The sequence below is a fragment of the Acidovorax sp. DMC1 genome, assembly GCF_056314325.1.
Genome location: NZ_JBQUYO010000011.1, coordinates 94,594 through 107,526, shown reverse-complemented (window position 1 = coordinate 107,526; position 12,933 = coordinate 94,594). Strand labels below are relative to the sequence as shown.

Genomic DNA, 12,933 nt, shown 5'->3' with positions numbered 1-12,933 from the left:
TACCCACTAGAACTCACTTTTTGATAGCTGCTGGCGCATATTCCACTAGCGCAAGCGGCACTTTTGACCCTATTTTGGTGATTTGAGATGGACAAACTCCTGATTCGCGGCGGACGCAGCTTGCAAGGCGAGGTGCTGGTCTCCGGCGCCAAGAACGCCGCCTTGCCGGAGTTGTGCGCCGCCCTGCTCACGGCCGAGCCCGTGACGCTGCTCAACGTGCCCCAGCTGCAGGACGTGAGCACCATGCTCAAGCTCATCCGCAACATGGGCGTGGCGGCGGAGAGGGCTGACGACGGCACGGTGCGCATCAACGCCAGCGCGCTGAGCACACCCGAGGCGCCCTACGAGCTGGTCAAGACCATGCGCGCCTCCGTGCTGGCCCTGGGCCCGCTGCTGGCGCGCTTTGGCGAGGCCACGGTGTCGCTGCCCGGCGGCTGCGCCATTGGCTCGCGCCCGGTGGACCAGCACATCAAGGGCCTGGCCGCCATGGGAGCCGAGATCGTGGTGGAGCACGGCTACATGATCGCCAAGCTGCCCGCCGGCTGGAAGCGCCTCAAGGGTGCGCGCATCACCACCGACATGGTCACGGTGACGGGCACCGAAAACTTCCTCATGGCTGCCGCGCTGGCCGAGGGTGAAACGGTGCTCGAAAACGCCGCGCAAGAGCCCGAGATTTCGGACCTGGCCGAGATGCTGATCGCCATGGGCGCAAAGATCGAAGGCCACGGCACCAGCCGCATCCGCATCCAGGGCGTTGAGAAGCTGCATGGCTGCACCCACCGCGTGGTGGCCGACCGCATCGAAGCAGGCACCTTCCTGTGCGCTGTGGCCGCCACGGGCGGTGATGTGGTGTTGCGCCACGGCCGCGCCGACCACCTCGACGCTGTGATTGAAAAGCTGCGCGAGGCCGGCGCCACCGTGCAGGCCGTGGACGGCGGCATCCGAGTGCAAAGCGCGGGCGGCGCCACGCTCAAGGCCCAGGGCTTTCGCACCACCGAATACCCCGGTTTCCCCACCGACATGCAGGCCCAGTTCATGGCGCTCAACTGCATTGCCCAGGGCACGGCCACGGTGACCGAGACGATTTTTGAAAACCGTTTCATGCACGTCAACGAGCTGGTTCGCCTGGGCGCCAAAATCCAGGTGGATGGCAAGGTGGCGGTGATTGAGGGTGTGCCCCGCCTGTCCGGCGCCACCGTCATGGCCACCGACCTGCGCGCGTCCGCCAGCTTGGTCATCGCGGGCCTGGTGGCCGACGGCGAGACCGTGGTGGACCGCATCTACCACCTGGACCGCGGCTACGACTGCATGGAAGCCAAACTGCGCGGCATCGGCGCTGACATCGAACGAGTAAAAGCATGAGCAGCAGCAACATGATCACCCTGGCGCTTTCCAAGGGCCGCATCTTTGACGAAACCCTGCCGCTGCTGGCCGCCGCAGGCATCGAGGTACTGGAAGACCCCGAAAAATCGCGCAAGCTCATCCTGCCCACCAACCAGCCCAACGTGCGCGTGGTGCTGGTGCGCGCCACCGACGTGCCCACCTATGTGGAATACGGCGGTGCCGACATCGGCGTGACCGGCAAGGACACCCTCATTGAGCATGGCGGTCAGGGCCTGTACCAGCCGCTAGACCTGCGCATTGCCAAGTGCCGCGTGAGCGTGGCCGTGCGCAACGACTTTGACTACGCCCAGGCCGTCAGGCAGGGCTCGCGTCTCAAGGTTGCCACCAAGTACACCGGCATTGCGCGCGACTTCTTTGCCAGCAAGGGCGTGCACGTGGACATGGTCAAGCTCTACGGCAGCATGGAACTGGCGCCGCTCACCGGCCTGGCCGATGCCATCGTGGACCTGGTCTCCACCGGCAACACCCTCAAGGCCAATAACCTCATCGAAGTGGAGCGCATCATGGACATCAGCTCCTACCTGGTCGTGAACCAGGCCGCGCTCAAGCTCAAGCAGGCGCCGCTGCGCCGCATCATCGATGCGTTTGCCTCGGCCATACCGGCTGACAAAAACTGATTCACCCTACGACTGACACTATGACTTTGGTAGCTGCTCCCGCCCGTCTGTCCACCACTGCGGCCACTTTTGAGGCTGATTTCGCAGCCCGCCTGCATTGGTCTGCCGACACCGACGCGGCCATCGAGCAGCGCGTGGCCGACATCCTGGCCGATGTGCAAAAGCGCGGCGACGCGGCCGTGCTGGAGTACACCGCCCGCTTCGACGGCCTCAGTGCCCCCAACATGGCGGCGCTGGAGTTGACGCAAGCCGACTTCAAGGCCGCGTTCGACGCCATTCCGCAGGCCCAGCGCGACGCGCTGCAGGCCGCTGCCAAGCGCGTGCGCAGCTACCACGAGGCGCAGAAGAAGGCCTCGGGCGAGAGCTGGAGCTACCGCGACGAAGACGGCACCCTGCTGGGCCAGAAGGTCACGCCGCTGGACCGCGTGGGCATCTACGTGCCCGGCGGCAAGGCTGCGTACCCGTCCAGCCTGCTGATGAACGCCATCCCGGCCCATGTGGCGGGTGTGCAGGAAATCATCATGGTCGTGCCCACCCCCGTGCGCGGCAGCGTGGCCACGGGCGGAACGGGCGAGGGCACGTCAACGAAGGGCGAGCGCAACGAGCTGGTGCTGGCCGCCGCCTACGTGGCGGGCGTCACCCGCGCGTTCACCATCGGCGGTGCACAGGCCGTGGCAGCATTGGCCTACGGCACGGCGACCGTGCCCAAGGTGGACAAGATCACCGGCCCCGGCAACGCCTACGTGGCCAGCGCCAAGAAGCGCGTGTTCGGCACCGTGGGCATCGACATGATTGCGGGCCCGAGTGAAATCCTGGTGCTGGCCGACGGCACCACGCCGCCCGACTGGGTGGCGATGGACCTCTTCAGCCAGGCCGAGCACGACGAACTGGCCCAGTCCATCCTGCTGTGCCCCGACGCCGCCTACCTCGACGCCGTGCAGCGCGAGATCGACCGCCTGCTGCCCACCATGCCGCGCGCCGAGATCATCGCCAAGAGCCTCACCGGCCGCGGCGCGCTGATCCTCACCAAGGACATGGAAGAAGCCTGCGCCATCAGTAACCGCATCGCGCCGGAACACCTTGAAGTGAGCAGCACTGACCCACACCGCTGGGAGCCGCTGTTGCGCCACGCCGGTGCCATCTTCCTGGGTGCCTACACCTCCGAAAGCCTGGGCGACTATTGCGCAGGTCCGAACCACGTGCTGCCCACCAGCGGCACGGCACGCTTCTCGTCCCCGCTGGGCGTGTACGACTTCCAAAAGCGCAGCAGCCTCATCGAGGTGAGCGAGGCCGGTGCCCAGGTGCTGGGCACCATCGCCGCCGAGCTGGCCTACGGCGAGGGTCTGCAGGCCCACGCACAAGCTGCAGAGATGCGGCTGACCACGCCCGTCAAGCCGCGCTGATGGCGCCCCGGGGCAGGGGGCTCTGCGTGGGGGCCGTTGCCTTGGGCTGAGAGGCTGCGGCCGGCGCGGAGGCTGTAGAGGGCGTAGGCGGATACGCGGCACCTTCCACGGCCCGGTGCTGTGCCCAGCTCAGCCGTGCAGGCCGGTGGCCTTCGGCGCTGACGCGCAGCCGCACCGGTCCGGCGAACGACAGGCGCTGTCCAGCCTCCAGAAAATAATCCTCCAGCAGGCCATCACAGGTCACCCAGACGCGGCCCTGTTCGACTTCGAGCAGAGCGATCTCGCCCGCGCGGAAGTCCAGCACCTGGACGGCCTGCAGCGGCGGCAGGGGCTGGCGCTTCCATTGCAGGGTGAGGGGCACCGCAGGCGGGGTGGGCAGCGTGGGCAACGGTGGGGTGGGGGTGTGTAGCGTGTTCATGCCTTCACTGTGCGGCCAGCTGCCGTGGGCCACCAGCCACAGGCGCGTGCGATCTGGCCCAGTACAGAACAGCGAACCGGCCCATCTGTACTGTACGCACTGGGCAGCCTCTGTACTGTCTGCCGGTCAGAGTGCCAGTACAGAATGCAGCATGGCCACCGATGACGCACCCCCGCTGTACCTTCAAATCGCCGAACAGCTTGCGCAGCTGATCCGCAACGGCACCCTGGCGCGTGGGGAAAAGCTGCCCTCGGTGCGCGAGCTGGCGCGCCAGCACGGCGTGGCGCAGACCACGGTGGTGCAGGCCTACCACTGGCTCGAAGATGCGCGCCTGATCACCGCGCGCCCACGCTCCGGCTTTTTTGTGGCGGCGCGGCCGGTGAGCCTGCCCGAGCCCAGCACGCCGCGCCCGATGCGCCGCCCGCGCGAGGTGTCGGTGGACTGGCTGGGCCAGCGCATCCTGGGGCGCAACCAGCCGGTGGATATCATTTCGTACAGCAGCGGCACGCCCGGCCCCGAGCTGTTCAACCCTGACCGCGTGCGCCGCGCCGTGGTGCGTGCCGCGCAGCGCCACCGCAATCTGCTGTGCACCTACCCCGGTTCGTCGGGCCACGAGGATGCGCGCCGCGCCCTGGCGCGCTACGCCGTCAGCCTGGGCTGCAGCCTGGACCCCGAGAACATCGTGATCACCGGAGGCTGCATGGACAGCATTGCGCTGTGCCTGCGCGCGGTGACGCAGCCGGGCGACGTGGTGGCGCTGGAGTCGCCCACGCATTTTTCGTTTCTGGAGGTGCTGCAGGGCCTGCACCTCAAGGCGCTGGAGATTCCCACCCACCCGCGCAACGGCCTCTCGCTGGATGCGCTGCAACTGGCGTTGGACACCCAGCCCGTCAAGGCCGTGATGGTGGTGCCCACGCTCAGCAACCCGCTGGGCAGCTGCATGCCCCAGGCCGAGCGCAAGCGCCTGGTGCAGATGGCGGCGCGGCACGACATGGCGGTCATCGAGGACGCGATCTACAACGACCTGGTCGAGGTGGACGAGATGCGCCGGACCGTCAAGTCGTACGACACCACCGGCCATGTGATGCTGTGCGACTCGTTCTCCAAGACGCTGGCGCCGGGCCTGCGCCTGGGCTGGCTGGAGGCCGGCCGCTGGGCCGACAAGCTGCGCGCCATCAAGGATCTGCAGGCGGGCGGCCAGTCCGCCGTGCTGGAATTGGCTCTGGCCGATCTCATCACCCAGGCGGGCCACGCCGCCGCCATGCGCCAGCTGCGCGCGGCCGTGGCGGCGCGCATGGACGAGGTGCGCCATGTGATTGCCGCGCACTTCCCGCAGGGTACGCGCGTGAGTGACCCGCCCGGCGGCCTGCTGCTGTGGCTGGAGCTGCCGCGTGCGCTCGATTCGGTGCAACTGCACGAAGCCTGCCTGGCCCGGCAGATCCTGATCGCACCCGGTACGGTGTTCAGCGCCAGCGGACGGTTCCGCAACTGCCTGCGCATCGGCGTGGGGGGCGACTGGACGCCCGCCCACCTTGAGGCGCTGCGCACCGTGGGTGACATGGCGTGCCAGATGCTGCAAGGCGGGGCACCCCGCAAGGCAGCTTGAATGGGATGTTTTAATCAACACGAAGTTCGTGGTGCACGAAGTTCGTGTAATATTTGATCCATGAAAAACATCACCGTGACCATGGACGACACCGTTGCCGAATGGGTGCGCGTGGAAGCCGCCAAGCGCGGCAGCAGCGTGTCCCGCCTGCTCGGTGAATGGCTGGCCGAAAAGATGCGCCAGGAAGACGCCTACGCCCAGGCCATGCGCGAGGCGCTGAGTTTTGAAAGCTGGGGTGCTTCGAGCGGGCCCTATGTGCCGCGCGAAACCCTGTTTCTGCGCTGAACGGGGCAGAGCGCATGGCCACCGTCCCCATCTTTGTCGATACCGAAATCCTGCTCGCCAGCGTGGACGACCGCGATGCCGAGCGCCAGGCGCGGGCGCGCGAATGGATCAGCTTTTGCTGGCAGACGCGCAGCGGCCGCATCAGCTCGCAGGTGCTCAACGAGCTGTACAACCAGGCCATCCAGCGTTTTGATGGCCCCCACGTGCTGCAGCAGGTGCGCGCCCAGGTGCGCCGCCTGCGCGTGTGGCTGCCGCCGCACCTGGACTCCTACACCGTGGACGGCGCCTGGGACCTGCAGGACCGCTACCGCCTGGGCTACTGGGACGCGCTCATCCTCTCGTCCGCCCACCAGCAGGGCTGCCGCTACCTGCTGACCGAGGCGCTGCCGCACGACCAGCCGATGGACGCCGTGCGCCCCATCAACCCCTTTCTTGTTGCACCTTCAGAACTGGACACTGCCGAATGACCACCTCCGCTGCTCCATCATCCCCCCTGCAAGCCCTGGCCCGCATCCGCCCCGACGTGCGCGCCATGCACTCCTACGTCGTGCAGCCCTCCACCGGCATGCTCAAGATGGACGCGATGGAGAACCCCTTCCGCCTGCCCGCGCACCTGCAGGTCGCGCTGGGCCAGCGGCTGGGTTCGGTGGCACTCAACCGCTACCCCGGCGACCGCATTGCCGACCTGAAGGCGGCCCTGGCGCAGTACGCGGGCATGCCCGAGGGCTATGGCATCGTGTTGGGCAACGGGTCGGACGAACTCATCACCCTGCTGGCCCTGGCATGCGCACAGCCGGGCACAGGTCAGCGCGCCACCATGCTGGCACCCATGCCCGGTTTTGTGATGTACCCGCTGTCGGCGCAGCTGCAGGGCCTGGACTTTGTCGGCGTGCCGCTCACGCCTGATTTCGAGCTGGACGAGCCCGCCATGCTGGCCGCCATCGCGCAGCACCGGCCCGCCATCACCTACATCGCCTACCCCAACAACCCTACGGCCACGCTGTGGGACGAGGGCGCGGTGCAGCGCATCATCGACGCTGCGGGCGCGCAGGGCGGCATCGTGGTCATGGACGAGGCCTACCAGCCCTTTGCCAGCCGCACCTGGATCGACCGCATGCGCGCAGAGCCTGCGCGCAATGCGCACGTGCTGCTCATGCGCACGCTCAGCAAGTTTGGTCTCGCGGGAGTGCGCCTGGGCTACCTCATCGGCCCGGCCGCCTTCGTGGGCGAGATCGACAAGGTGCGCCCGCCCTACAACGTGAGCGTGCTCAACTGCGAAGCCGCCCTGTTTGCGCTGGAACATGCCGAGGTTTTCGCTGCCCAGGCCGCTGAAATCCGTGCCGAGCGCACCACCCTCATCGCCGCGCTGCGCCAGATGCCCGGGGTCGAAAAGTGCTGGGACAGCGAGGCGAACATGGTCCTCCTGCGTGTGGCGGATTCCGCCAAGGCCTACGAGGACATGAAAAACCGCAAGGTGCTGGTCAAGAACGTTTCTACAATGCACCCATTGCTGGCCAACTGCCTGCGCCTGACGGTAGGAAATGCCGAAGACAACGCGCAAATGCTGGCCGCACTCCAAGCCTCCCTATGACTTCCTCCGCACTCGTACCCTCCGCCCCATCGGCCGACCCGATGGCCGACCGCATTGCCGAGGTCAGCCGCAACACCGCCGAAACGCGCATCAGCGTGCGCATCAACCTCGACGGCACCGGCCAGGCCAAGCTGCACACCGGCATCGGCTTCTTCGACCACATGCTCGACCAGATCGCCCGCCACGGGCTGATCGACCTCGACATCGACTGCGAAGGCGACCTGCACATCGACGGCCACCACACGGTGGAAGACGTGGGCATCACCTTGGGCCAGGCCTTTGCGCGCGCTGTGGGCGACAAGAAGGGCATTCGCCGCTACGGCCATGCCTACGTGCCGCTGGATGAAGCGCTGTCGCGCGTGGTGGTCGATTTTTCGGGCCGCCCCGGACTGCACATGGACGTGAAGTTCACGGCCGGGAGCATCGGCCAGCTCGACACGCAACTGGTGTTCGAATTCTTCCAGGGCTTTGTGAACCACGCGGGCGTGACGCTGCACATCGACAACCTCAAGGGCGTCAACGCACACCACCAGTGCGAAACCATCTTCAAGGCGTTCGGGCGCACGCTGCGTGCAGCGCTGGAGCGCGATCCGCGCTCGGCCGGTGTCATCCCCTCCACCAAGGGCTCTCTGTGAATTTTTCAGTCAAATCGGGCGTAAGCGCTTGATTTGTATGCGCTAGCAGCTATGAATATGGAAGCAAAAACAGTGGCGGTCGTGGACTACGGCATGGGCAACCTGCGCTCCGTGTCGCAGGCCGTGCAGGCCGCCGCCGAGGGCACGGGCTGGACCGTGATCGTCACCCAACGCCCCGAAGACGTGCGCGCCGCCCTGCGCATCGTGCTGCCAGGGCAGGGCGCCATGCCCGACTGCATGCGCGAGCTGCGCGAGTCCGGCCTGCAGGAATCGGTGCTCGAAGCCGCTGCCAGCAAGCCGATGTTTGGCGTGTGCGTGGGCATGCAGATGCTGCTGGACCACAGCGCCGAGGGTGACACCCCTGGGCTGGGCCTGATCCCTGGCGACGTGCTCAAGTTCGACCTGGCGGGCCGCACCCAGCCCGACGGCAGTCGCTTCAAAGTGCCCCAGATGGGCTGGAACCAGGTGCGGCAGATGCCCCACGCGCACCATGGGGGCGGCGTGCACCCGGTGTGGGCGGGCGTGCCGGACAACAGTTATTTCTACTTCGTGCACAGTTTCTACGCGGTGCCGCAAAATCCCGCCCATTGCGCCGGGCAGGCCGACTACGGCGGTTTGTTTGCTGCCGCCGTTGCGCGCGATAATATTTTTGCCACCCAGTTTCACCCGGAGAAGAGCGCGGAGCACGGCCTGGCCCTGTACCGCAATTTTCTGCACTGGAATCCCTGATCCCTTAACCCCCACCCGTTCGGGCCGAGCTGCGTCTCGCCCTTTTTCACCCGAACTTCACCACCATGCTGCTCATTCCCGCCATCGACCTCAAAGACGGCCACTGCGTACGCCTCAAGCAAGGCGATATGGACCAATCCACCACCTTTGGTGAAGACCCCGCCGCCATGGCGCGCAAGTGGGTGGATGCTGGGGCACGCCGCCTGCACCTGGTGGACCTGAACGGTGCGTTTGCGGGCGTGCCCAAGAACTACAGCGCCATCAAGTCCATCCTGAAAGAGGTGGGCGATGACATCCCCGTGCAGCTGGGCGGCGGCATCCGCGACCTGGACACCATCGAAAAATACATCGACGGCGGCCTGCGCTACGTGATCATCGGCACGGCAGCCGTGAAGAACCCCGGCTTCCTCAAAGACGCCTGCAGCGCCTTCGGCGGCCACATCATCGTGGGGCTCGACGCCAAGGACGGCAAGGTGGCCACCGACGGCTGGAGCAAGCTCACCGGCCACGAGGTCGTGGACCTGGCCAAGAAGTTCGAGGACTGGGGCGTCGAATCCATCATCTACACCGACATCGGCCGCGACGGCATGCTCTCGGGCATCAACATCGACGCCACCGTTAAGCTGGCCCAGGCGCTGACCATCCCCGTGATCGCCTCGGGTGGCCTGTCCAACATGGCCGACATCGAGCAGCTGTGCGCGGTGGAAGACGAGGGCGTGGAAGGTGTGATCTGCGGCCGCGCCATCTACAGCGGCGACCTGGACTTCGCGGCGGCGCAGGCGCGTGCCGACGAACTGAACGGCTGAAATCGACCATCCCCTGAGCGGCCTCGCCGCTTCCCTCTGGGGACGACGCCAGTGGCCTGGCGAAGCCAGTTCCACTGCGTCTGCTGGCCTCGGTAGCGCCTTATCAACGAATCGCTCACTGACATGCTCGCAAAACGAATCATTCCCTGTCTTGACGTCACCGGAGGCCGTGTGGTCAAGGGCGTCAATTTCGTCGAGCTGCGCGACGCAGGCGACCCGGTCGAAATTGCCGCGCGCTACAACGCGCAGGGCGCTGACGAGCTCACCTTCCTGGACATCACCGCCACCAGCGATGGCCGTGACCTCATCCTGCACATCATCGAGGCCGTGGCCAGCCAGGTGTTCATTCCGCTCACTGTGGGTGGTGGCGTGCGCACCGTGGACGACGTGCGCCGCCTGCTCAATGCCGGTGCGGACAAGACCAGCTTCAATTCGGCCGCCATTGCCAACCCCGACGTGATCAACGCCGTGTCGGCCAAGTACGGCGCGCAGTGCATCGTGGTGGCCATCGACGCCAAGCGCCGCTCGGCCGAAGACGCGCAACGCCTGGGCGCCAACGGCCAGCCCGTGGGTGCGGGCTGGGATGTGTACAGCCACGGCGGCCGCAAGAACACGGGTCTGGACGCCATCGCCTGGGCCACCGAAATGGCGCAGCGCGGTGCGGGCGAGATCCTGCTGACCAGCATGGACCGCGACGGCACCAAGGCGGGCTTTGACCTGGAGCTGACCCGCGCCGTCAGCGACGCGGTCAGCGTGCCCGTGATCGCCTCGGGCGGCGTGGGCAATCTCGACCACCTGGCCGACGGTATCCAGACCGGCGGTGCTGACGCGGTGCTGGCCGCCAGCATCTTCCACTACGGCGAATACACCGTGGGCCAGGCCAAGCAGCGCATGGCCGAGCGGGGCATCCCCGTGCGGATGTGATCAATATTCACTCCTGATTTGATAGCTGCTGGCGCATGTAATGCTTGCGCTTGCGGCCAAGAACGCCTGAAAAACGTGGATGCACGCCCTAGCGGGCACGGGCGCGCCACCCGGATCACCGACAATGGCTCCCATGAACTGGCTCAATGAAGTGAAATGGGATGCGCAGGGCCTGGTGCCCGTGATTGCGCAAGAGCAGGGCACGGGCGACGTGCTGATGTTTGCGTGGATGAACCGCGAGGCCCTGGCGAAGACCGCTGAGCTGGGCCGCGCCGTGTACTTCAGCCGCTCGCGCAAGAAGCTGTGGTTCAAGGGCGAAGAGTCCGGCCACGTGCAGACCGTGCACGAAATCCGCCTGGACTGCGACAACGACGTGGTGCTGCTCAAGGTCACCCAGCAGGGCCACGAGCCCGGCATCGCCTGCCACACGGGCCGCCACAGCTGCTTTTTCAGCGTGCTCAAGGACGGTGCCTGGCACGCGGTCGATCCGGTCTTGAAAGACCCCGAATCCATCTACAAGTAATGGCAATGGACGACAAGACCATGAGTTCCCACGATTCCCTGGCGCGCCTGGCCGCCGTCATCGAGAGCCGCAAGCCCGCCAACGGTGGCGACCCGGCCACCAGCTACGTGTCGCGCCTGCTGCACAAGGGGCCGGATTCCTTCCTGAAGAAGATCGGTGAAGAAGCCACCGAGGTGGTGATGGCCGCCAAGGACGTGGACCACGGCGCCGACAAGTCCAAGATCGTCTATGAAGTGGCCGACCTGTGGTTCCACACCATGGTGGCGCTGGCCCATTACGGCCTCACGCCCGGCGATGTGGTAGCCGAGCTGGAGCGCCGCGAAGGCACCAGCGGCATCGAGGAAAAGGCCCTGCGCAAGGTGGCGGAACGCGCTGCCGAAGAAGGTACACCGTGAGCGACATCATCGACGTGCAGACCAGCGAGCAGAAGGCCGAAGACCTCAAGGCCATCGGCTGGGTCAGCTATGTGCTGCACCTGATTGTGGCGCTGGGGGCGGTCATCCCGGGCGCACAGCCTGGCGCTGCGCTGCTGATCGTGGCGCTGGTGATCGACCTGGTGAAAAAAGGCGATGCCGAAGGCACCTGGCAGGCCAACCATTTCTCGTGGCGCATCCGCACGGTGATCTGGGCGGGCGTGCTTTACATCGTCACCGCGCCGCTGTGGCTGCTGTTCTTCCTGCCCGGCTGGATCGCCTGGGGCCTGATCTCCATCTGGTTCCTCTACCGCATCGTGCGCGGCATGGTCGCCATGAACAAGAGCCAGGCCGTGGATGCATGAGGCAACCCGTCCCCGCCCGCGTCTGAACCTGGCGCTGCAGGGCGGCGGTTCGCACGGCGCGCTCACCTGGGGCGTGCTCGACGCGCTGCTGGAGGACGGCCAGTGGCAGTTCGATGGTGTCAGTGGCACCAGCGCAGGCGCCATGAACGCCGTGGCCCTGGCGCACGGATTTGCGCAGGCCGCGCAGCAGCACAAGAACCCCGAAGACGCCCACCTCGCAGGCTGCGCCCTGGCCCGCGAATCGCTCACCCGGCTGTGGGAAGGGGTCGGGGCGCTGGGCAGCCTGACCTGGGGAACGCCGCTGTCCGCCGCCAACCCGCTGGTGGGCATGATGTCGCAGTGGTTCTCGCCTTACCAGACCAATCCGCTGGGCATAAACCCCTTGCGCAAGCTGCTGGAGCGCGAGGTGGACTTCAGCCTGCTGTGCTCCGCCCGCACCGGTGTGGTCGGCCCCAAGGTGTTTGTGTGTGCGACCAATGTGCGCACCGGCCGGGGCGAGATTTTCTTTGGGCCCCGGCTCAGTGCCGACGCAGTGATGGCATCGGCCTGCCTGCCCATGCTGTTCAAGGCGGTCGAGATCGAGGGCGAGGCGTACTGGGACGGCGGTTATTCGGGCAACCCCGCGCTGCACCCGCTGATCTACCAGACCGAGACTTCGGACATCCTGCTCGTGCAGATCAACCCCGTCGAGCACCTGGACGTGCCCAGCAGTGCCTCCGAGATCATGGAGCGCATGAACGAAGTCACCTTCAACGCCAGCCTGTTGGCCGAGCTGCGCGCCATCGAGTTCGTGCGCCGCCTGCTCGCCGAGGGCAAGCTCGATGCCCGCCGCTATAAAAGCGTGCGCATGCACCGCATCGATGGTGGCTCGGTGCTGGCGCCCTTCGGCGCCGACAGCAAGCTGCGCGCGGACCTGGCCTTTGTGCGCAAGCTGTTTGCGCTGGGCCGCACAGCAGGGCAGGAGTGGCTGCACGCACACCGCAAGGATGTGGGCGTGCGCCCCAGCATCAAGATCGCTGACAATGCCTAGGGATGTCCTGCATAACTCCCTGCGGTCTGTGATAGCGCGGTCTCGGGCGGTCCGCTGCGTTGCTTTTCTTGCCAATAGCCGGGCTATTGGCTGTAGAAAGACGCCTTGCGGCCCATCCCGATCCGCACTACCACCGACTCGCGAGGGTTATGCAGGACATCCCTCGCCCGCGCGCGAGGCACCC

Annotated in this window: 16 protein-coding genes; 15 read left to right on the top strand and 1 reads right to left on the bottom strand. The window is 66.4% G+C overall.

Annotated features, from left to right (window positions below; all coding sequences use genetic code 11):
* Positions 1-87: 87 nt before the first annotated feature.
* The 3 genes from murA to hisD are packed head-to-tail and all read left to right on the top strand — an operon-like array spanning position 88 to position 3,424.
* A complete protein-coding gene (murA, locus tag ACT531_RS20055; protein WP_291445509.1) occupies positions 88-1,362 on the top strand; it encodes a UDP-N-acetylglucosamine 1-carboxyvinyltransferase in 1,275 nt (424 codons plus the stop codon).
* Between the two features lie 11 nt (positions 1,363-1,373).
* The gene (gene hisG / locus ACT531_RS20050) at positions 1,374-2,021 is read left to right on the top strand and encodes an ATP phosphoribosyltransferase (protein WP_476018611.1); all 648 of its coding nucleotides are present in this window, start codon (positions 1,374-1,376) and stop codon (positions 2,019-2,021) included.
* A gap of 20 nt (positions 2,022-2,041) precedes the next feature.
* Positions 2,042-3,424, top strand: a complete 1,383-nt coding sequence (hisD, locus tag ACT531_RS20045) for a histidinol dehydrogenase (RefSeq protein WP_343736447.1) — start codon at positions 2,042-2,044, stop codon at positions 3,422-3,424.
* Here hisD and ACT531_RS20040 read toward each other — a convergent pair.
* Positions 3,411-3,842: a DUF2917 domain-containing protein gene (locus ACT531_RS20040; protein WP_476018551.1), complete on the bottom strand. Its 432-nt coding sequence runs from the start codon at positions 3,840-3,842 to the stop codon at positions 3,411-3,413. The two genes, hisD and ACT531_RS20040, sit on opposite strands and share 14 nt — an antisense overlap.
* A 151-nt stretch (positions 3,843-3,993) precedes the next feature.
* Between ACT531_RS20040 and ACT531_RS20035 the strand changes: the two genes are divergently transcribed.
* The 12 genes from ACT531_RS20035 (at position 3,994) to ACT531_RS19980 (ending at position 12,749) form a co-directional block, all read left to right on the top strand.
* Complete coding sequence (locus ACT531_RS20035; RefSeq protein ID WP_476018550.1) at positions 3,994-5,448, top strand: aminotransferase-like domain-containing protein; 1,455 nt, start codon at positions 3,994-3,996, stop codon at positions 5,446-5,448.
* A gap of 60 nt (positions 5,449-5,508) precedes the next feature.
* Positions 5,509-5,733: a CopG family transcriptional regulator gene (locus tag ACT531_RS20030; RefSeq protein WP_069103652.1), complete on the top strand. Its 225-nt coding sequence runs from the start codon at positions 5,509-5,511 to the stop codon at positions 5,731-5,733.
* A gap of 14 nt (positions 5,734-5,747) precedes the next feature.
* Positions 5,748-6,200 carry a PIN domain-containing protein gene (locus ACT531_RS20025; protein WP_291517626.1) on the top strand — a complete coding sequence of 151 codons (453 nt, stop codon included), beginning with the start codon at positions 5,748-5,750 and terminating at the stop codon, positions 6,198-6,200.
* Complete coding sequence (gene hisC, locus ACT531_RS20020) at positions 6,197-7,324, top strand: histidinol-phosphate transaminase (RefSeq protein WP_476018549.1); 1,128 nt, start codon at positions 6,197-6,199, stop codon at positions 7,322-7,324. Before ACT531_RS20025 ends, hisC begins: the two co-directional genes overlap by 4 nt.
* The gene (gene hisB / locus ACT531_RS20015; RefSeq protein ID WP_015012685.1) at positions 7,321-7,959 is read left to right on the top strand and encodes an imidazoleglycerol-phosphate dehydratase HisB; all 639 of its coding nucleotides are present in this window, start codon (positions 7,321-7,323) and stop codon (positions 7,957-7,959) included. The genes hisC and hisB overlap by 4 nt, the downstream gene beginning before the upstream one ends.
* A 51-nt stretch (positions 7,960-8,010) precedes the next feature.
* On the top strand, positions 8,011-8,688 hold the full coding sequence (gene hisH / locus ACT531_RS20010) for an imidazole glycerol phosphate synthase subunit HisH (protein WP_476018548.1): 678 nt from the start codon (positions 8,011-8,013) through the stop codon (positions 8,686-8,688).
* 65 nt (positions 8,689-8,753) lie between these two features.
* Positions 8,754-9,494, top strand: coding sequence for a 1-(5-phosphoribosyl)-5-[(5-phosphoribosylamino)methylideneamino]imidazole-4-carboxamide isomerase (hisA, locus tag ACT531_RS20005; protein ID WP_015012687.1), 741 nt, complete (start codon positions 8,754-8,756; stop codon positions 9,492-9,494).
* A 123-nt stretch (positions 9,495-9,617) separates the two neighbouring features.
* A complete protein-coding gene (gene hisF, locus ACT531_RS20000; RefSeq protein ID WP_060984276.1) occupies positions 9,618-10,418 on the top strand; it encodes an imidazole glycerol phosphate synthase subunit HisF in 801 nt (266 codons plus the stop codon).
* Positions 10,419-10,542: 124 nt separating this feature from the next.
* Positions 10,543-10,941: a phosphoribosyl-AMP cyclohydrolase gene (gene hisI, locus ACT531_RS19995; RefSeq protein ID WP_082522382.1), complete on the top strand. Its 399-nt coding sequence runs from the start codon at positions 10,543-10,545 to the stop codon at positions 10,939-10,941.
* 20 nt (positions 10,942-10,961) lie between these two features.
* Positions 10,962-11,336, top strand: a complete 375-nt coding sequence (locus tag ACT531_RS19990; RefSeq protein WP_060984286.1) for a phosphoribosyl-ATP diphosphatase — start codon at positions 10,962-10,964, stop codon at positions 11,334-11,336.
* Positions 11,333-11,719 carry a DUF4870 family protein gene (locus tag ACT531_RS19985; protein ID WP_476018547.1) on the top strand — a complete coding sequence of 129 codons (387 nt, stop codon included), beginning with the start codon at positions 11,333-11,335 and terminating at the stop codon, positions 11,717-11,719. The genes ACT531_RS19990 and ACT531_RS19985 overlap by 4 nt, the downstream gene beginning before the upstream one ends.
* Positions 11,712-12,749 (top strand): patatin-like phospholipase family protein, encoded by a 1,038-nt coding sequence (locus ACT531_RS19980; protein WP_476018546.1) that lies wholly within the window; start codon positions 11,712-11,714, stop codon positions 12,747-12,749. The genes ACT531_RS19985 and ACT531_RS19980 overlap by 8 nt, the downstream gene beginning before the upstream one ends.
* Positions 12,750-12,933: the final 184 nt, after the last annotated feature.

What these genes read in the sequence shown, in the direction of transcription:
- murA (WP_291445509.1), top strand. Translation starts at nt 88, where the DNA reads ATGGACAAACTCCTGATTCGCGGCGGACGCAGCTTGCAAGGCGAGGTG.
- hisG (WP_476018611.1), top strand. Translation starts at nt 1,374, where the DNA reads ATGATCACCCTGGCGCTTTCCAAGGGCCGCATCTTTGACGAAACCCTG.
- hisD (WP_343736447.1), top strand. Translation starts at nt 2,042, where the DNA reads ATGACTTTGGTAGCTGCTCCCGCCCGTCTGTCCACCACTGCGGCCACT.
- ACT531_RS20040 (WP_476018551.1), bottom strand. Translation starts at nt 3,842, where the DNA reads ATGAACACGCTACACACCCCCACCCCACCGTTGCCCACGCTGCCCACC.
- ACT531_RS20035 (WP_476018550.1), top strand. Translation starts at nt 3,994, where the DNA reads ATGGCCACCGATGACGCACCCCCGCTGTACCTTCAAATCGCCGAACAG.
- ACT531_RS20030 (WP_069103652.1), top strand. Translation starts at nt 5,509, where the DNA reads ATGAAAAACATCACCGTGACCATGGACGACACCGTTGCCGAATGGGTG.
- ACT531_RS20025 (WP_291517626.1), top strand. Translation starts at nt 5,748, where the DNA reads ATGGCCACCGTCCCCATCTTTGTCGATACCGAAATCCTGCTCGCCAGC.
- hisC (WP_476018549.1), top strand. Translation starts at nt 6,197, where the DNA reads ATGACCACCTCCGCTGCTCCATCATCCCCCCTGCAAGCCCTGGCCCGC.
- hisB (WP_015012685.1), top strand. Translation starts at nt 7,321, where the DNA reads ATGACTTCCTCCGCACTCGTACCCTCCGCCCCATCGGCCGACCCGATG.
- hisH (WP_476018548.1), top strand. Translation starts at nt 8,011, where the DNA reads ATGAATATGGAAGCAAAAACAGTGGCGGTCGTGGACTACGGCATGGGC.
- hisA (WP_015012687.1), top strand. Translation starts at nt 8,754, where the DNA reads ATGCTGCTCATTCCCGCCATCGACCTCAAAGACGGCCACTGCGTACGC.
- hisF (WP_060984276.1), top strand. Translation starts at nt 9,618, where the DNA reads ATGCTCGCAAAACGAATCATTCCCTGTCTTGACGTCACCGGAGGCCGT.
- hisI (WP_082522382.1), top strand. Translation starts at nt 10,543, where the DNA reads ATGGCTCCCATGAACTGGCTCAATGAAGTGAAATGGGATGCGCAGGGC.
- ACT531_RS19990 (WP_060984286.1), top strand. Translation starts at nt 10,962, where the DNA reads ATGAGTTCCCACGATTCCCTGGCGCGCCTGGCCGCCGTCATCGAGAGC.
- ACT531_RS19980 (WP_476018546.1), top strand. Translation starts at nt 11,712, where the DNA reads ATGCATGAGGCAACCCGTCCCCGCCCGCGTCTGAACCTGGCGCTGCAG.